This is a genomic window from Nocardia colli, from assembly GCF_008704205.1.
Lineage (GTDB): Bacteria > Actinomycetota > Actinomycetes > Mycobacteriales > Mycobacteriaceae > Nocardia > Nocardia colli.
The window spans coordinates 20,038-37,331 of record NZ_VXLC01000013.1; the positions used below are offsets into that span (position 1 = coordinate 20,038).

Genomic DNA, 17,294 nt, shown 5'->3' on the forward strand with positions numbered 1-17,294 from the left:
GCGAGTGGTCCGGCGACAACGGATCAGCCGTCGTTGACGCCCGGCTGGAGGTAGTTCGTGATCACCCATACGTATCCGCCACCGGAGCGCACACAGCCGAGAACCGCTTTGCGCTGGACACCATTGCCGACGTCCACGTAGACCTTTTCCGTTGCTCCGGGAATCGAGCACGACTGGCCCGGCTGACCGGCGTGTGCGGCGGGTGCGAGGAGGGCCAGGACGCCGGTGGCCAAGGCGCCGACAGCTAGTGCGGATGCGGTGCGTCTCATAACTTTTCGTTCCTTTTCGGTCGAGCGATCCGTACGGGGATATAGACGGCACCGGCGCGAAGACCGTTCCGTTCAGTGATCCAGATCACTCCTGAAAAGTTGCCGAGGGTCAGTCGGCCCAGTCGTAGGTGCGCTCGACGGCCTTGTTCCAGGACCTGAGATGCTCGTCGCGGTCTTCGGCGGACATCGTCGGCTCCCAGGTCTTGTCGGCGGCCCAGTTCTCCCGGATGTCGTCGGTGCCGGACCAGTAGTCGACGGCGAGGCCGGCGGCGTAGGCGGCGCCGAGCGCGGTGGTTTCGTTGACCACGGGACGCACGACGGGCACGTCGAGGATGTCGGACTGGAACTGCATGAGCAGGTCGTTGCCGACCATGCCGCCGTCCACCTTCAGCGTGGTCAGTTCGAGGTCGAGGTGCTCGGATTCGGCGTCGGCGCGCATCGCGTCGACCACCTCGCGGGTTTGAAAAGCGGTGGACTCCAAGATGGCTCGCGCCAGATGGGCCTTGTTCACGAACCGGGTGAGCCCGGCGATGACGCCGCGCGCGTCCGGCCGCCAGCGCGGCGCGAACAGTCCGGAGAACGCGGGCACGAAGTAGGCGCCGCCGTTGTCCTCGACGCTGCGGGCCAGCGGTTCGATCTCATCGGCCGAGGAGATGATGCCCAGGTTGTCCCGGAACCATTGCACCAGTGAGCCGGTCACCGCGATGGAGCCTTCCAGCGCGTACACCGCGGGCTCGTCGCCGAGCTGATAGCAGACGGTGGTGAGCAGTCCGTGCTTGCTGACCACGGGCGTGGTGCCGGTGTTGAGCAGCATGAAATTGCCGGTGCCGTAAGTGTTCTTGGCCTCGCCGGGGGACAGGCAGGCCTGGCCGAAGGTGGCCGCCTGCTGGTCGCCGAGGATGCCCGCGACCGGGATGCCTTCGAGCGGCCCGGAGGTGATCTCCGCGTAAACCTCGGAGGAGCTACGGATTTCGGGCAGCAACGATTCCGGCACGCCGAATTCCGCGCAGATCTCCGAATCCCATTGCCGGGTATTCAGATCCATCAGCATGGTGCGCGAGGCGTTGGTGACGTCGGTGATGTGCTCACCGGTCAGGTTCCACAGCACCCAGCTGTCCATGGTGCCGAAACACAGCTCGCCCGCCTCGGCCCGCTTGCGCGCGCCCTCGACGTTGTCCAGGATCCAGCGCAGCTTCGGCCCGGCGAAGTAGGTGGACAGCGGCAGCCCGGTGCGTTCCTGATAGCGGGTCGGCCCGATGTCGCCGCCGAGCTCGGTGGTCAGCCGGTCGGTGCGGGTGTCCTGCCAGACGATCGCGTGGTGAATCGGCTTGCCGCTGGCCCGATCCCACACCACGGTGGTCTCGCGCTGATTGGTCACGCCGACCGCCGCGATGTCATCGCTGCTGAGCTTGTTCTGCTTCAGCACCTCGCCGAGCACGAATTCGGTGTTTTTCCAGATGGTTTCGGCGTCGTGCTCGACCCAGCCGCGACGTGGAAAGATCTGTTCGTGTTCCCGCTGGGCCACGCCGACGACGCGCCCCTGCCGATCGAAGACGATGCACCGACTCGAAGTCGTGCCCTGGTCGATGGCGGCCACATAGCGACGCATTGGTGCAGGTTACTAAACACACGCCCCGCTGTGTCCGATTGCGGCTTCGCGGGTCCTGGTCGCGGATCACATCGCCGTGCGCGGTCCGCTCGATTAGGGTCGATATCAGTTACCGACGAGTAGGGCCGCACGACACGAGCGAGGCCGTGGTCGAAGAGATCCGCGACCACTGGCATAGCCTGTAGCCAGAGCAGCTCGATCGAATGCCCGATAAAGACCACGACGTCGTCGACCCGCGGCTGGAGGAGTTCGAGCATGACCAAGAAACCGGAATCCCAGTTCCTCGGTCCGGAGCAGCGCAGGACGGCCTGGGAGCGGTTCGGCAAGGACCACTTCGATGTGGTCGTGATCGGCGGCGGCGTGGTCGGCGCGGGCATCGCGCTGGACGCGGCCACCCGCGGTCTGAAGGTCGCCCTGGTCGAGGCCCGTGACCTCGCCTCCGGCACGTCGAGCCGGTCGTCGAAGATGTTCCACGGCGGCCTGCGCTATCTGGAGCAGCTGGAGTTCGGCCTGGTCCGCGAGGCGCTCAAGGAGCGCGAGCTCGCCATGTCCGCGCTGGCGCCGCACCTGGTGAAGCCGCTGCGCTTCCTCTACCCGCTCACCCACCGCGCGTGGGAGCGCCCGTATGTCGCGGCCGGGCTGATGCTCTACGACACCATGGGTGGCGCGAAATCCGTTCCCGGACAACGGCACCTGTCCCGCATGGGTGCGTTGCGGCTGGCTCCCGGCCTCAAGCGAAGCGCGCTGATCGGCGGCATCAGCTATTACGACACGGTCGTCGACGACGCCCGCCACACCATGACCGTCGCCCGCACCGCCGCGCACTACGGCGCGGTGATCCGCACCTCCACCCAGGTGGTCGGCTTCCTGCGCGAGGCGGACCGGGTGGTCGGCGTGCAGGTGCGCGACAGCGAGGACGGCCGCACCGCCGACATCCGCGCGCACGTGGTGATCAACTCGACCGGCGTGTGGACCGACGAGGTGCAGGCGCTGGCCCACCAGCGCGGCCGCTTCCACGTCCGCGCCTCGAAGGGCGTGCACATCGTGGTGCCGCGCGACCGCATCGTCAGCGACGCCGCGATCATCCTGCGCACCCCCACCTCGGTGCTGTTCGTCATCCCGTGGGGCACGCATTGGATCATCGGCACCACCGACACCGACTGGAACCTCGACCTCGCGCACCCCGCCGCGACCAAGGCCGATATCGACTATCTGCTGGACCGGGTCAACGACGTGCTGGTCACCCCGCTCACCCATGACGACATCGACGGCGTCTACGCCGGGCTGCGGCCGCTGCTGGCGGGGGAGAGCGACGAGACCTCCAAGCTGTCCCGTGAACACGCTGTCGCGCGGGTCGCGCCGGGCCTGGTCAGCATCGCGGGCGGCAAGTACACCACCTATCGAGTGATGGCCTACGACGCGGTCGACGAAGCGGCGCAGGACATTCCGGCCCGGGTGTCCCCGTCGATCACCGAGAAGGTGCCGCTGCTCGGCGCCGACGGCTACTTCGCGCTGGTCAATCAGACGGTGCAGCTGGCCGAGGAGTACGGCGTGCATCCGTACCGGATCAAGCACCTGCTGGATCGGTACGGCGCGCTGATCGACGAGGTGATGGCCATGGCGGACGGCAAACCCGAACTGCTGCAACCCATTACCGCGGCGCCGTCGTACCTTCAGGTGGAGGCGGTGTACGCCGCCGCGGCCGAGGGCGCGCTGCACCTGGACGACATCCTGGCCCGGCGCATGCGCATCTCCATCGAGTTCCCGGACCGCGGCGCCGACTGCGCCGAGGAAGTGGCCAAGCTGGTCGCGCCGATCCTCGGCTGGGACGACGCCGAAATCGAGCGCGAGGTAACGACTTACCGCGCCCGGGTGGAGGCGGAGATCCGTTCGCAGACCCAGCCCGACGACGACTCCGCCGACGCGCTGCGGATCGCCGCCCCGGAACCGCGCCCGGAGATTCTGGAGCCGGTGCCGGCCGACGGTGTGCCGAACAAGGAAGTGCGGCAGGCGAACCGGTAACTCAGGCGAGTCCGGGCGGTGGCAGCGCGATGGTCGCGAGGGTGCCGCCGCCCGGCGCCGGTTCCATAGTCGCGGTGCCGCCGTGCAATTCGGCGATCCACGCCACCAGCGCCAGCCCGATTCCGCTACCGCGCCCGCCGGTGACGCCGCGCGCGAACGGATTGCTCGACAGCTGCGGGTTCAGCCCGGCACCGTGATCACGCACGGTGACCCGCCCTTCCCCGACGTGCACCTCCACCGGCGCACCGGGATTGATCGCGCCGTGCGTGATCGCGTTCTCGATCAGGTTGCGCACCGCGAGGCTCAGCAGGTTCGGGTCGCCGACGACCACCGTGGGACTGCTGTGCACAACGACATTCGCCTTGAACTCCTCGGCGACCGACTCGGTGAGCTGGTCGAGCAGCAACTGCACCCGCTCCATCGTCGTCACCCCGGCCTGCATCCTGGCCCGCGCGAGCAGGCCCGCCACGATTCGCTCCATCCGCGTCCCCAGCTCACCCGCGTCGGCCAGCGCGCGCTCCACCTCGTGCGGGTTGCGTCGCCGCGGCGCGGTGACCAGTCCCAAAGTGGTGAGCGGCGTACGTAATTCGTGCGCGGCATCGCCGAGGAACCGCTCCTGCTCTTCGACGAGCAGCAGTGCCTGACGCATGCTGCGTCCCGAAAGCGCATGTGCCGCAAGGGCGGACAGTACGACCAGGGTGAGCCCACCGACCACGAGCGCCCACAGCAGCAGCGCCCGATCACGGTCCACCAAACCGGGATTCGTCCCCGCGACGACGACCGCGCGGGTTGTCGTGTCGTCCCAGAAGATCGGCGTGGCCGCCAGCCGCACGGGGCGACCGGCGCTGTCGTAGCCGTTCTGGAAGACGATTCCGCCCGCGCGCACGGCATCGTCGGCCAGCGCCTCCGCGCCGTTGTTCGGCGGCAGCCAGGACCGCAGGTGTCCGTAGATCTCGCGCCAGTGCCCGTTGTCGTCGTTGGTGACGATCATGACCGCGGTCTCGCCGTTGGCCAGGTCGTCGCGTTCGACCGAGGCGAGGTCGATGGCCTGGGCGTCGGGGTCGAAATCGATGCTGCGCCACAGCCCGGTCACCACCCGGTCGAGGCCGTTGTCGACGGTGTTGTGGCGCGAGCGGGCGTCGATCGTCGCCGCGAGCACGCCGAGGATGATCAGGCAGGTCGCGGTGATGACGGTGATGAGGGCGGTCAGCAGCCAGCGGGTGCGGCGCAGCCGGGCCACGGCGGGCTGGGCGTTCGCGAAGCGGCCGGGCGGCGCGGCGGACCCGGGGATCAGCGGGCGGATGGTGCACTTCCGATCATGAAGCCGGCGCCGCGCACGGTCTCGATTACCTGCGGCGGCCCGAGTTTGCGCCGCAGCTGCGCGATCACCGCGTCCACCACGTTCGAGGCGGGCTCGGCCATCTCGTCCCAGCAGCACTCGATCAGCTCGGTGCGCGAGACCACGCTGCCCGCGCGGGTGGCGAGCAGCTCGAGCACGGCGAATTCCTTGGGGGTCAGCGAGCGCAGGATGCCCGCGCGTTGCACGCGGCGGCGGGGTAGGTCGATATCGATATCGCCGAGCACCAGGCGCGCCGGCGCCGGATGTTCGCGCCGGCGGCTCAGCGCGCGCACCCTGGCGGCGAGCTCGGGCAGGGCGAACGGCTTGACCAGATAGTCGTCGGCGCCGTGCTCGAATCCGGCGACGCGGTCGGCCAATCCGTCTCGGGCGGTGAGCATCAGCACCGGCACCCGCTGGCCGGCGGCGCGTTGCGCGGCGACCAGGTGCAGGCCGTCGCCGTCGGGCAGGCCGCGGTCGACGACGAGCACATCGTAGGTGTTGACGGCGATCTTCAGGTCCGCGTCGGCGAGCCGGTGCGCCAGATCGACGGCGAAGCCCGCCGAGCGCAGCCCGGCGACGACCTCATTGCCAAGACCTTCATCGTCCTCGACCACCAGCACACGCACGACATCAGACAATAGGTCACTTCAGACAGAACCGATCCGTCATCCCGGGCGACCGTCGGGATGACGGATCGGAGCGGGCCGGCTGGCGGTCCGGCCCGCGACCGCGATCAGTTGGTGGAGTAGTACAGATCCCACTCGCCGGTCGGGGTCTGCTGGCACTGCCACCACTTCCAGTCCGGGTGCGCGGGGGCGTTCAAGCCGTCCACCTGGCAGGCCGCCTCGGTGCCGTAGGTACCGACGTAAATCGTCTCCGCATTGGCCACCGCCGACCCTCCGGCGACGAGGCCTGCCGAGAGCGCGACGGCCGCGAGCAGGGTACTGATCTTCATGATGTTTCCTCTCTCCCCGGCGCGGGATCCGCGCCTGGTGAGTAGAAAACCGAACTGTCCGTGAGATTTTCGTGAGGCAGGGGAACGCCGCAGCTCAGTGCGGTGCTTCCAGCCGCATCGCCCAGCCGACCAGCGAGCGCAGGTAGCGCAGCACCATCTCGTCCGGGTACTGCTCCGGATCGGTGAGGTGCAGCCGGGCCAGTTCCTCCATGGCCGCGAGCAGGATTCGCTCGGTCGGGCCGTCCGGGTCGACGGTGACGCCCGCGTAGCGGGACAGGTGCCGCGCGCCGATCGCCCGCGCGTAGGCCCGGCCGAGTTCGAGCCGGTCCCGCAGATCGGGCGGGCCGCCGTCGGGTGGGCTGAGGATGATCCGCCAACTGGTGGGGGCGGCATGCAGGTAGGCGAGGATGCCGCGGCCGACCTGGTCCACGTCGACCGTCTCGGACCAGTCGACGCTGCCGACCCCGGCCAGCGCGATCGCCGACTCCCGGTCGAGCAGCGCGGTCATCAGCCCGGACAGGTCGGCGAACTGCTGATACACCAGTGCCCGAGCAACCTGGGATTCGCGCGCGACCCGGTCGATGCTGACCGCGCCGAAGCCGTCGGCGGCCACGATGTCGCGGGCGACGTCGAGCAACTGGGCCCGCCGGTCCGCCGCCGACATCCGCCGCTTGGGCGCGTGCTGGTCGGCTGCCTGCTGGTCCGTCGAGGGCTGGGCAACGTACGGGGACGTGGCGCGATCCGTGCTCACCGCACCGACGGTAGCGCAAGCAGCAGATCGACCGCCTTGGCCGCGCTCTGTACTGCGCTTTCCATGGTCGCGGACCAGTCGGTGGCGGTCCAGTCGCCGGCCAGCACCAGCGTCGGCACCGAGGTGCGCTGGCCGGGGCGCAGCGCGTGCGTGCCGACCACCTGCGAGAAGGTCGCCTTCGGCATCCGAACCACATGTCCCTGAAGCACTTTCGCGGATTCGGCGGCGGGGTAGTAGCGGCGGAGCAGGTCGACCTGCTCGGCGACGATTTCCTCGTTGGTCTTGTGGATCTGGGCGTAGGCGCCGCTGGTGGTCAGGCAGTAGAGCCAGGCCTGGTCGGTCTTGCGGCCGGTCATGCGCTGCCGATCGAAGACCTCGTCGATCACGCCGGTGCCGCCGATCAGCGCCTCGAATTCGGCTGTGGTGCCGAGCGGGCGGTCCAGGTACAGGTTGGTGCTGACGATCGGGGTGTAGCCGAGTTTGTCTGCGGCAGCGTAGATTTCGGTATGCTCGGGTAGGTCGTCGAGCAGGCCGTTGACGTTGGAGTTGGGTACAGCGCACACCACCGCGTCCGCGGGGACGGTGGTGCCGTCGGCGAGCGCCACCCCGGTGACCCGGCCGTCGGCGATATTGATCCGTCGGGCTACTGCGCGGTGCTGCACCTTGACCCCGTGTCGCGCAAAGACTTTCAGTGCCCCGGTGATGTAGAGCGTGTCCAGGTCGGTGGTCGGATAGCCGATGGTGGCGGGCCGCCGGTGTTTGACACCGAGGCGGATGCCGGTGGCCATGACATCGGCGAGCACCTTCGCCGACTCCTGCTGCACCGGTTCGGCGGCGACCCCGAGCGCGAGCCAATCCCACAGTGCCTCACGGGCTTTCGCGGGCATGCCGACGCGGTTGAACCATTGCTCGGTGGTCAGGTCGGGCAGATCGGCGGGTTGGTGCAGGCATTGCCAGCCGAGCCGGAGGGTGGCGATGGCAGCGCGGACGCGTTCGATCGGGTTGGCGTCGGGGTGCGCGCCGGTGAGGGTGCGCAGTGCGCCGAGGCCTTTGGTGCTCATGGTGACGCTGCGGCCGTCGGGCCAGCGCAGCGTCGCATGGTGCGGGAAGGCGACGTATTGCCGGGTGCCGATGCTGGTGAGGTAGCGGAACAGGTGGTCGTAGCCGCTGGCGATCACGTGCTGGCCGTTGTCCGGCGGGTCGTCGACCACGTCGACGTGCATGGCGTGTGTGCGCCCGCCGAGCCGGCCGCGACGTTCCAGGAGGGTGACCCGCTTGCCTGCTTCGGCCAGCCAGACCGCGGCCGCGAGGCCGGCCAATCCGCCGCCGATGACCACATACTGCCGGGGATCGTCCATGCCACGCTCCTCACTAACTTACAGCTTGTAAGTTAGGTGGGAGGGGTCAGTTCGTCAAGGGCGCGGCGACTCCGTGGAGATCGCCGGGTGCGGTGCCTTCGGCGTTTGAGTGTGCGAATTCGGATGCAGCAGCAGGTAACTGAACAGCACGGTGGCCATGGTGGCCAGCGCCGCGAAGAAGAGGCGGTTGGCGATCGCGAGGAGCGGTCGTCTGCCCGATCTCGATACCGTCGTCATGGCCTGCTCCTGTGCTGTGTCGTGACTGCCACGGATGTAGTCGTGCCGAGCGCGCCGATCATTAGCAACTGAGTGGCAAATTACAGTGGTGGGCGGGTAATAGCCGGTGGGCACGCCGAGCGGTTGGTTCGGTTGCACAATTGATTCGGTGCGGCGAACCAAACGGCTTGGTCGCGTGACGGACTTTCTCGCGGGATTCGGCCGTCGGCGTGAAGTGGTCCGGTGTTCAGTTCCCGGGAGCCGGTTGACACCTGGGGCAGAAGTAGATGCCGCGCTCGCGGTAGGCGATCCGGTCCGAGGCGGGCGCGGGTTCACCGAACAGCTGTCGCACGATGGTCGTGCCGCAGCGCTGGCACGGGCGGCGGGCGCGGCCGTAGATCAGTTCGCGCCGCGGTGGTTTCCGGACCGATTCGGTCAGCACCCGGTGGGCCTCGTTCACCAGCGCGAGCAGATCGGGCACCTGGCCGACCGGGGTGGCCGGGTGGATGCGGCGTAGGAAGCAGATCTCGCTGCGAAACACGTTGCCGACGCCGGCCAGGTTCCGTTGATCCAGCAGCGCTCCGCCGATTGACTGCTCCGGGTATTGCTCGAGTCGCCGAACCGCCTCGGCCACATCCCACTCCGGGCCGAGCAGGTCGGGTCCGAGGTGATCGATGACGGTGTGCTCGTCCGCGAGGCGCAGGACCTCCACCTTGCCGAGCGAGAACCCCACGGCCTCCACCTCGTCCGTGCGCAGCACCACCCGGGCGGTCACCCGCGGCTTGGTCCAGCGCTGGCCGCAGTGGAAGATCCGCCAGGTGCCCTCCATTTTCAGGTGGGTGTGGATGGTCACGGTCGGCGTCCGGATGAACAGATGCTTGCCGTAGCTGCCGACGCTCTCCACGACCTGATCGCGCAGGTCGACGGTCGCGTAGCGCGGCACGCGGAAGTCGCTGGCGGTCAACGTCTTACCTTCGAGCGCCGCGCGGAGTCGCGCGGCGGCCAGGTAGACGGTGTCACCCTCAGGCATGGTGCATCCCGGGGCTCATCGGACGGGAGCGGTTCATGGGCGGCTCCGCAGGCGCAGGCCGCGAGGCGTCGCGGAGAAGCCCGCTTCGGTCAGGAAGCCCGCGAAGGTGTTGCCGTGCACGGTTTCTCCGTCCACGCGGTCGATGACGAGGGAGTCGACGCGGCGGTGGTGCACCAGATCGGCCAGGGCGCGGGCGGCGGATTGACGGGCGTCGGGGTCCTCGGTGAACGTCAGCAGGGTCTTGCCGCCGCGTTCGAGGTAGAGCACCAGCTCGCCGTCGACGAGGACGACCAGCGCACCGGCCTTTCGGCCGGGTCGATGTCCGCCGTCGCCATCGCCTTTCGGCCAGGTCAGGCCGGCGCCATAGGGATTGGCCGGATCGCACGCCGCCAACGCGAGCGCCTTCCCGGTCTGTGGCCTGGTATCGCCGGGACGGCTGCGCTCGGCATCGAAGGACCGCAGGCGATCCACCACATCGGTGGTGGAGAACTGGGCGCCGCCGAGTGAATCGATGAAATACCCACGGCGGCAACGGCCGCGATCCTCGAACTCGGTGAGCACGCGATACATCAGCGCGAAGCCGCCGGGCACGCCCTCGTTCTGCACCGACCCGCGGGTCAGCACGCCGTATCGCTCCAGCAGCATGTCCGCCGTCGCGTGCGCCCGGACGGTGTTGTCCGCCACCCGCTCCGGCAGCAGCGACCAGCGCCCCGCCACCGCGGGCGGGCCGGATCGGCTCGGCATGCTCGGGCGCGGCAGATAGGCCCGGCCACGCGGCGCACGCCGCGGCGTCCGATGGGCGGTGGTGGTTCGTGCGGTGCCCGACAGCATGGCGCGCACCGGCGCGAACGTGTCGCCGGAAACCATTCCGGCCCAGACCAATTCCCACAGCGCCGCCGCCACCTGGGTGTCGTCGAGCAAGCCGGTCGCATCGGAGAGCTGCCGGAAGAAGTACGCGCCACCGCCGTGTGGCACCGGTATCGGGGTTTCCGCGGCGGCCGGGAGGGCGAGGGAGGCGCCGAGCGCGGTGAGCAGGTTCAGCTGCACCTCGGACAATTCGATGTCGTCGGGCGGCGCCAGGGTGAACGGAGCCTGATCGGTCAGATGGAGCGCGACCCAGCCGTCCTTGGTGGTGATCGATCCGTGGCCGGACCAGAGGACCTCCCCGGTGGCCATCAGCTCGTCCAGCATGGCGGGGGAGTAGTCGCGAACCCGGGCGGGCAGGATCAGCGACTCCCAGGCCGAAGCCGGAATCGGCACGCCCGCAAGTTGTTCCACGACGGTGGCGACACCGTCGACGCCGCGCAGTTCGCCGCTGCCGATGTGCTGCCAGGACGGCAGGAACCGGCCGAAGGTGGCCGTCGAGACCGGCTCGACCTCGTGCCGCGCGGCGGCGAGCGAGCGGCGGCGCAACCGGCGCAGCACCTGCGCGTCACACCATTCCGAGCCCACCGCGCCGGGCGTGAATTCGCCCTCCACGATGCGCTTTTCGGTGATCAGGCGGTGCAGTGCGGTGGCGACCACGGCGGTGCCCAGTCCGAAGCGGGCGGCCACCGCCTCGGTATCGAACGGTCCGTGCGTGCGGGCGAACCGGCCGACCAGATCACCGAGCGGATCGGCGACGGGTTCGATGAAGGCCGCCGGAGTGCCGATCGGCAGCGGGACGCCGAGCGCGTCGCGCAGCCGGGACGCGTCCTCCACAGCCACCCACCAGCTCTGGCCGGCGAACGTAACCTCTAGGGCGCGGCGCGATTTCACCAGCTCGGCACACCACTGCGTCGGATCGTCGACGCAACGTTCGGCCGCCTCCGCCGCGGTCAGCGGCCCGAGCAATCGCAGCAGATCGGCCAGGCCTTCGGCATCGCGAGCGTGGCGTTCCGGGGTGAGCCGCTGAAGCTCCAGCTCGGTCTGCTCGATGACCGAACCGTCCAGCAGCTCACGCAGTTCCACCCGCCCGAGCAGCTCGGCGAGCAACCCCGAGTCGAGCGACAGCGCGGCCGCACGGCGCTCGGCCAGCGGGCTGTCCCCGTCGTACATGAACTGCCCGATGTAGTCGAACAGCAGGGAATTGGCGAACGGCGACGGCGTCGCGGTCTCCACCTCGACGAGGCGCAGCTGGCGGCGCGCCACCCGGCCGAGCAGGTCGCGCAGCGACGGCAGATCGTAGACGTCGCGCAGGCATTCGCGCACCGTCTCCAGCAGGATCGGGAAGTCGGGGAACTTCCGCGCCACGTCGAGCAGCTGCGCGGAGCGTTGCCGCTGCTGCCACAGCGGGGCGCGCTTGCCGGGATCGCGCCGCGGCAGCAGCAGTGCGCGCGCGGCGCACTCGCGGAAGCGGGACGCGAACAGTGAGGAGCCGCCGACCTGTTCGGTGACGATGTCGTCGATCTCGTCGGGTTCGAAGACGAACAGCTCGGCGCCGGGCGGGTCGTCGGTGGTGTCCGGCAGCCGCACCACGATGCCGTCGTCGGAGGCGTTCGGCGCGGCGTCGACGCCGAACCGTTCGCGCAGCCGCGCGCCGATGGCCAGCGCCCACGGCGCGTGCACGGGCAGCCCGTATGGCGAGTGCAGCACCAAGCGCCAGTCGCCGAGTTCGTCCCGGAAGCGCTCCACCACCAGCGTTTTGTCGGTGGGCAGATGTCCGGTGGCGGTTCGTTGCTCGTCCAGCAGGCTGCCGAGGTTCGCGGTGGCGAACGCGTCCAAACCGGCCGCCGAGGTGAGCTTTTCCAGATTCTCCGGGTGCTGGCCGACCTTCCGCACGAATTCGCCGAGCGCGCCACCGAGCTCGGCGGGCCGGCCCAGTCCGTCGCCGTGCCAGAACGGCAGCCGGCCCGGCTGCCCGAACGCGGGCGTCACCAGCACCCGGTCGAAGGTGATCTCCTCGATCCGCCAGCTGGTCGCGCCGAGCGCGAACACGTCGCCGACCCGCGACTCGTAGACCATCTCCTCGTCGAGTTCGCCGACCCGGGAAGCCTTTTCGCCGACCATGTAGACCGCGAACAAACCACGGTCCGGGATCGCGCCGCCCGAGGTCACCGCGAGTCGCTGCGCGCCGGGCCGCCCGGTGAGCGTGCCCGCGTCCCGGTCCCACACCAATCGCGGTCGCAGCTCGGCGAACTCGTCCGACGGATACCGGCCGGCCAGCAGATCCAGCACCGACTCGTACGCCGAACGCGGCAGCGCCGCATAGCTTCCGGTGCCGCGCACGATGTCGAACCAGGCGTCCACGTCGATCGGCTCGAGCGCGCACGCCGCCACGGTCTGCTGCGCCAGCACATCCAGCGGATGCGCCGGAATCTGGATCGCCTCGATCTGCCCGGATGTCATCCGCTGCGCGGCCACCGCACAGTGGATGACATCGGTGCGATGCTTCGGAAACAGCACACCGCGCGAGATCTCGCCGACCTGATGCCCGGCCCGCCCGACCCGCTGCAACCCGCTCGCCACCGACGGCGGCGCCTCGACCTGGACCACGAGATCGACCGCGCCCATATCGATCCCGAGCTCGAGGCTGCTGGTCGCCACCACGCAGCGCAACCGCCCGCTCTTCAGGTCGTCCTCGATGTAGGCGCGCTGTTCCTTGCTCACCGATCCGTGGTGCGCCCTGGCCAGCAGCGGGCTGGCACCGTGGATCACTTCGGTCGCCGCACCGAGCTGGGCCGGCGGCTTGTGTTCGGTCTCCACCGCTTCGCCGAGCCGGGCCGCGTAGGTCTCGTTGAGCCGCGCGGTGAGCCGTTCGGCCAGCCTGCGCGAGTTGGCGAACACGATCGAGGACCGGTGCTCCAGCACCAGATCCACGATGGCCTCGTCCACGTGCGGCCAGATCGAGCCGGGCTGATCGGAGTCGCCGGGTTCGGTCATGTCCGCCACCGGCACCCGGACGGACAGGTCGAAGGTCTTCGGCGCGGGCGGCGCGACGATGGTGATCGGCGCGTTGCCGACCAGGAACCGGCCGACCTCGTCCGGCGGCCGCACGGTGGCCGACAGACCGATCCGTTGCGCGGGTCGCTCCGTGAGCAGATCCAGCCGAGCCAACGACAGCGCCAGATGTGAGCCGCGTTTCGATCCGGCGATCGCGTGCACCTCGTCCACGATCACGGTGCCCACGTTCCGCAGCGTCTCCTTGGCCGCGGAGGTGAGCATGAGGAACAGCGATTCGGGCGTGGTGATCAGAATGTCCGGCGGCGTGCGCTGCATCGTCCGGCGCTCGGACGCGCTGGTATCCCCGGACCGCACCCCGACGGTGATCTCCGGCGGATCCAGCCCGAGCCGCTTGGCCGTCTGCGTCACACCCACCAGCGGGGCCCGCAGATTGCGCTCCACGTCCACCGCGAGCGCCTTGAGCGGCGAGACGTACAACACCGCGGTCCCGGCCCGCTCCGGCGATTTCTGCCGGGTGGCCAGCTGATCGATCGCCCACAGGAACGCCGACAACGTCTTGCCGGACCCGGTCGGCGCGATCACCAGCGTGTGCTCGCCCGCCGCGATCGCCGCCCACGCACCCAGCTGAGCGGACGTCGGCGCCGGGAAGGCGCCGTCGAACCACTCCTGGGTAGCGGGGGAGAACTGAGCCATGGCATCAGTGTGCACCGAGGCACCGACAACCTGATCAGCGTTGCAGGCAACCGGTGCACCTCAATCTGGCCTGAATTCCCAGAGAGGTGGAACAGGCTTATGCGCATAGTCGTACGCTTCGTGCGTGCAAAAGGTGCTCAGACTCGACCTGGTCAGCCATGGCATGACCGAGGCGATGCGGAAGGCACGTTTTCCAGTCGACGAATCGCTGACCGAAGCCGGCCGCCGGGCCATTTCCGGATGTACGCCGCTCGCCGCGCCCCGGGTGCTCACCGGACCCGAGCGCCGGACCGTCGAGACGGCGGCGCTGCTGGGCCTGCCCGGCGACGAGGACACCCGACTACGCGACCTCGACGCGGGCGCGTGGCGGGGCGGGGCACTGATGTCGGTGCCGCAGGACGAGCTCTACGCGTGGCTCACCGACCCGATGTTCCGCGGCCACGGCGGCGAATCCGTGGTGGACGTGATCGAACGGACCAGGTATTGGATGGCCGAGATCGCGTCGGAGGGAAAGTCGACCATCGCGGTCACCCATCCCGCCGTCATCCGCGCGGCCCTGCTGGTGACCCTGGACGCGCCGCCGAAATCGTTCTGGCGGATCGACATTCCGCCGGGCAGCGTCACCCGCCTGCACTACCGCGGCGAATGGACCCTGCATTTCACGGCGTGACCGTGCCTTTCGTGGCGAGCGGTCCGGCGCCGAGGGTGACCAGCAAGCGGACCGCGTCGGTGATCAGCCGGGCCGGGATGGACGGGTCGATGGCGCGCTGCATGCCGAGGCCGATGCCCATGCTGAGGATGCCCGTCGCGGCATCCTCGGGCGCCACCGGCAGCTCGATGCCGATCGTGTCGGCCAGCGTCTGCACCTGCGCGGCCACCGCGCCGCGCACCACGCTCAGGCTCGACACCAGTGCCGCCTGCAACGCCGGATCGTCGCGGGAGACGGTCGCGAACTCGAATTCGAGCATGGTCCAGCCGACGTCGCCGACGGTCCGCTCGGCCCACTCCTGAAATCGCTCCAGCTGTTCTTCGAAGCTGTCGCCCGCCGCCAGCAGGTCGGTCACCTCGCCGAACTTGGTCGCGTGGATCAGCTCGATCACCTCGAGGCCGAGCTCCTTCTTGGTGCGGAAGTTCGAGTACACGGCGCCCTTGGAGTAGCCGGCCTCCTCGGCCACCCGCTCCAGGCTGGTGCTCGCGTAGCCGTCGGCCAGGAACAGGTCGCGTGCCGTGGCGATCAGGTCAGCGCGGGTGCGGGCCTGGCTCTCGGACCGGGTCAGTCGTGCCATGCCGTGATTCTACGTACCGTCAGATTTGGGATACCACTGGTATTTGAATTCTGTTAGTGTTTGGAACCATGGGTAACAACAACGGGACGCAGCGACGCGGCCTGGCCATCGGTTGCGGTGGCACGCTCGGCGCCGCGTGGATCGTCGCGGCGCTGGCCGCGGTCCGCGACGCGCTCGACTGGGATCCCCGCGAGGCCGACGTGCTGATCGGGACGTCGGCGGGCGCGGAGCACGTGACCATGCTCGGCAGCGGCGTCTCGGTGGACGAGCTGATCGCCATGCAGGACGGCACGTCCACGAATCCGATCCTGTCGGCGCACATGCGGTCCGGACCCGGACGCTTCCCGCCGATCCCGCGTCCACGGCTCGGCTCGGTGCGGCTTCCGTTGCGCCGCACCGGCTCCGGGCAGGCGCTGCTCACCGCGGGCAGCGGGCTGCTGCCGGTCGGCAGCGGGGACGCGGGCTGGCTGGAGCAGCTGGCCGAGCGGCTCAACCCCGGACGCCCCTGGGTTTCGCATCCGGCTACCTGGCTGGTCGGCATGGATTACGCGACGGGAGAACGGATTCCGTTCGGATCACCCGACGCGCCGACCGCGCCGCTCGGCGCCGCCTTGCGCGCGTCCTGGGCAGTACCCGGCTGGTTTCCGCCGGTACCCATCGCCGGCCGCCGCTTCATCGACGGCGGCGCCGGCTCGACCGCCTCGGTGGACCTGCTGATTCCGGAAAAGCTGGACGAGGTCGTGGTGCTCGCGCCGATGGCCTCCACCGGCAAGCTCCCCGCCACCAGCGCGGGTCACTTCCTCGAACGGCAGATGCGAAACCGCATGAGCGCCAAGCTCGATGCCGAGATCGCCCAGTTGCGCGCGACCGGAACCAAGGTCCTGCGCCTCGACGCCACCGCAGAGGACCTCGCGGTGATGGGCCCGAACTTCATGGACGGCCGCCGCCGCCTCGACACCTTCCAGCACAGTCTGCGCAGCACTCGCCGTGCGCTCGAACAAGGAGCCTTCGCATGAGAATTCTCGGTCACGGATACCCCGGCTTCGACCTGAAGGGCGCGCGGGTCCTGATCACCGGCGCCGGTCGCGGCATCGGCCAGTCCACCGCGGAACTGTTCGCGGCCAAGGGATCCGAGGTGGTGATCGCCGACGTCGACACGGTCGCCGCCGAAACCGCCGCCGCCGCGATCGGCGCCGAGTCCTACGAGCTGGACGTGCGCTCGCGCGGCCAGTGGGACAAGGTGATCGCCGATCTCGGCCACGTCGACGTCCTGGTCAACAATGCCGGCGTCATGCCGGCGGGTTCGTTCCTCGACGAGCCGGATGTGGTGGGGCAGGCCACGATCGACATCAACGTCTGGGGCCTCATCCACGGCATGCGCTCGGTCGCGCCCGGCATGATCGAGCGCGGCCGCGGCCACATCGTCAACGTGGCCTCGCTGGCGGGCAAGATCCCGATCGCGGGTCTGGCCGTCTACAACGCGAGCAAGTTCGCCGCCGTAGGCCTTTCCGCCGCAACCCGTTTGGAGTTCGCGCCGCAGGGGGTCAGCGTCAGCTGCGTCATGCCGTCGGCCGTGCGTACTCGCCTGTCCTCCGGCCTCACCCTCGGCCACGGCATGCCCACGGTCGACCCCGAAGACGTCGCCGCCGCCATCCTGCGCACCGTCTCCACCCGCAAGGGTGAGGTAGCCGTCCCGAGCTACCTCGGCCCGATCGACCTGGCCGTGGCGGCCACCCCGGAACGCGCGATGCGCCTGGTCCGTCGCCTCATCGACGGCGACCGCGCCCTGCACCCCGCCGACGAGAAGACCCGCGCCGAATACGAAGACCAGGTCCGCTCCATCAGCTGACGCGCAACGAAAAGTGGCCCCGGAGAATATCTCCG

Annotated in this window: 15 protein-coding genes; 4 read left to right on the forward strand and 11 right to left on the reverse strand. The window is 69.4% G+C overall.

The annotated features are described in order from the left end of the window. Positions 1–23 precede the first annotated feature (23 nt). Both F3087_RS24130 and glpK read right to left on the reverse strand, forming a co-directional pair. Positions 24–269: a hypothetical protein gene (locus tag F3087_RS24130; RefSeq protein ID WP_150404313.1), complete on the reverse strand. Its 246-nt coding sequence runs from the start codon at positions 267–269 to the stop codon at positions 24–26. Positions 270–378: 109 nt separating this feature from the next. Then, positions 379–1,878: a glycerol kinase GlpK gene (gene glpK, locus F3087_RS24135; protein WP_150404314.1), complete on the reverse strand. Its 1,500-nt coding sequence runs from the start codon at positions 1,876–1,878 to the stop codon at positions 379–381. A 255-nt stretch (positions 1,879–2,133) separates the two neighbouring features. On the opposite strand from glpK, the gene F3087_RS24140 reads away from it, so the two are divergent. After that, positions 2,134–3,900, forward strand: coding sequence for a glycerol-3-phosphate dehydrogenase/oxidase (locus tag F3087_RS24140; protein WP_150404315.1), 1,767 nt, complete (start codon positions 2,134–2,136; stop codon positions 3,898–3,900). A 1-nt stretch (position 3,901) separates the two neighbouring features. Here the strand turns inward: F3087_RS24140 and F3087_RS24145 are convergent, their stop codons facing one another. The 8 genes from F3087_RS24145 to F3087_RS24180 form a co-directional block, all read right to left on the reverse strand. Beyond that, a complete protein-coding gene (locus tag F3087_RS24145; protein ID WP_150404316.1) occupies positions 3,902–5,140 on the reverse strand; it encodes a sensor histidine kinase in 1,239 nt (412 codons plus the stop codon). Between the two features lie 50 nt (positions 5,141–5,190). Then, positions 5,191–5,865, reverse strand: coding sequence for a winged helix-turn-helix domain-containing protein (locus F3087_RS24150; RefSeq protein WP_150404317.1), 675 nt, complete (start codon positions 5,863–5,865; stop codon positions 5,191–5,193). 107 nt (positions 5,866–5,972) lie between these two features. Next, the gene (locus F3087_RS24155; RefSeq protein WP_150404318.1) at positions 5,973–6,194 is read right to left on the reverse strand and encodes a hypothetical protein; all 222 of its coding nucleotides are present in this window, start codon (positions 6,192–6,194) and stop codon (positions 5,973–5,975) included. A gap of 94 nt (positions 6,195–6,288) precedes the next feature. Beyond that, positions 6,289–6,858, reverse strand: a complete 570-nt coding sequence (locus F3087_RS24160; RefSeq protein ID WP_150404366.1) for a TetR/AcrR family transcriptional regulator — start codon at positions 6,856–6,858, stop codon at positions 6,289–6,291. 83 nt (positions 6,859–6,941) lie between these two features. Beyond that, positions 6,942–8,303 carry a hydroxysqualene dehydroxylase HpnE gene (gene hpnE, locus F3087_RS24165; RefSeq protein WP_150404319.1) on the reverse strand — a complete coding sequence of 454 codons (1,362 nt, stop codon included), beginning with the start codon at positions 8,301–8,303 and terminating at the stop codon, positions 6,942–6,944. 54 nt (positions 8,304–8,357) lie between these two features. Continuing rightward, entirely contained in the window at positions 8,358–8,540 is a 183-nt protein-coding gene (locus F3087_RS24170; RefSeq protein ID WP_150404320.1) for a hypothetical protein, read from the reverse strand. Positions 8,541–8,766: 226 nt separating this feature from the next. Beyond that, complete coding sequence (locus F3087_RS24175) at positions 8,767–9,549, reverse strand: DNA-formamidopyrimidine glycosylase family protein (RefSeq protein WP_150404321.1); 783 nt, start codon at positions 9,547–9,549, stop codon at positions 8,767–8,769. A gap of 33 nt (positions 9,550–9,582) precedes the next feature. Further along, the gene (locus F3087_RS24180; RefSeq protein WP_150404322.1) at positions 9,583–14,124 is read right to left on the reverse strand and encodes an ATP-dependent helicase; all 4,542 of its coding nucleotides are present in this window, start codon (positions 14,122–14,124) and stop codon (positions 9,583–9,585) included. 124 nt (positions 14,125–14,248) lie between these two features. Here F3087_RS24180 and F3087_RS24185 point away from each other — a divergent pair, with 124 nt between their 5' ends. Continuing rightward, positions 14,249–14,794 carry a histidine phosphatase family protein gene (locus tag F3087_RS24185; protein WP_150404323.1) on the forward strand — a complete coding sequence of 182 codons (546 nt, stop codon included), beginning with the start codon at positions 14,249–14,251 and terminating at the stop codon, positions 14,792–14,794. Here F3087_RS24185 and F3087_RS24190 read toward each other — a convergent pair. Then, positions 14,784–15,410: a TetR/AcrR family transcriptional regulator gene (locus F3087_RS24190; protein WP_150404324.1), complete on the reverse strand. Its 627-nt coding sequence runs from the start codon at positions 15,408–15,410 to the stop codon at positions 14,784–14,786. The two genes, F3087_RS24185 and F3087_RS24190, sit on opposite strands and share 11 nt — an antisense overlap. A 68-nt stretch (positions 15,411–15,478) precedes the next feature. On the opposite strand from F3087_RS24190, the gene F3087_RS24195 reads away from it, so the two are divergent. Both F3087_RS24195 and F3087_RS24200 read left to right on the forward strand, forming a co-directional pair. Then, positions 15,479–16,426 carry a patatin-like phospholipase family protein gene (locus F3087_RS24195; RefSeq protein WP_150404325.1) on the forward strand — a complete coding sequence of 316 codons (948 nt, stop codon included), beginning with the start codon at positions 15,479–15,481 and terminating at the stop codon, positions 16,424–16,426. Next, positions 16,423–17,259: an SDR family oxidoreductase gene (locus F3087_RS24200; RefSeq protein WP_150404326.1), complete on the forward strand. Its 837-nt coding sequence runs from the start codon at positions 16,423–16,425 to the stop codon at positions 17,257–17,259. Before F3087_RS24195 ends, F3087_RS24200 begins: the two co-directional genes overlap by 4 nt. Positions 17,260–17,294 lie beyond the last annotated feature (35 nt).

Excerpts from the sequence above, each read along its gene's own strand:
- F3087_RS24195 (WP_150404325.1), top strand. The coding sequence starts at position 15,479 with ATGGGTAACAACAACGGGACGCAGCGACGCGGCCTGGCCATCGGTTGC.
- F3087_RS24160 (WP_150404366.1), bottom strand. The coding sequence starts at position 6,858 with ATGTCGGCGGCGGACCGGCGGGCCCAGTTGCTCGACGTCGCCCGCGAC.
- F3087_RS24140 (WP_150404315.1), top strand. The coding sequence starts at position 2,134 with ATGACCAAGAAACCGGAATCCCAGTTCCTCGGTCCGGAGCAGCGCAGG.
- F3087_RS24190 (WP_150404324.1), bottom strand. The coding sequence starts at position 15,410 with ATGGCACGACTGACCCGGTCCGAGAGCCAGGCCCGCACCCGCGCTGAC.
- F3087_RS24180 (WP_150404322.1), bottom strand. The coding sequence starts at position 14,124 with ATGGCTCAGTTCTCCCCCGCTACCCAGGAGTGGTTCGACGGCGCCTTC.
- F3087_RS24130 (WP_150404313.1), bottom strand. The coding sequence starts at position 269 with ATGAGACGCACCGCATCCGCACTAGCTGTCGGCGCCTTGGCCACCGGC.
- F3087_RS24155 (WP_150404318.1), bottom strand. The coding sequence starts at position 6,194 with ATGAAGATCAGTACCCTGCTCGCGGCCGTCGCGCTCTCGGCAGGCCTC.
- glpK (WP_150404314.1), bottom strand. The coding sequence starts at position 1,878 with ATGCGTCGCTATGTGGCCGCCATCGACCAGGGCACGACTTCGAGTCGG.
- hpnE (WP_150404319.1), bottom strand. The coding sequence starts at position 8,303 with ATGGACGATCCCCGGCAGTATGTGGTCATCGGCGGCGGATTGGCCGGC.
- F3087_RS24175 (WP_150404321.1), bottom strand. The coding sequence starts at position 9,549 with ATGCCTGAGGGTGACACCGTCTACCTGGCCGCCGCGCGACTCCGCGCG.
- F3087_RS24170 (WP_150404320.1), bottom strand. The coding sequence starts at position 8,540 with ATGACGACGGTATCGAGATCGGGCAGACGACCGCTCCTCGCGATCGCC.
- F3087_RS24200 (WP_150404326.1), top strand. The coding sequence starts at position 16,423 with ATGAGAATTCTCGGTCACGGATACCCCGGCTTCGACCTGAAGGGCGCG.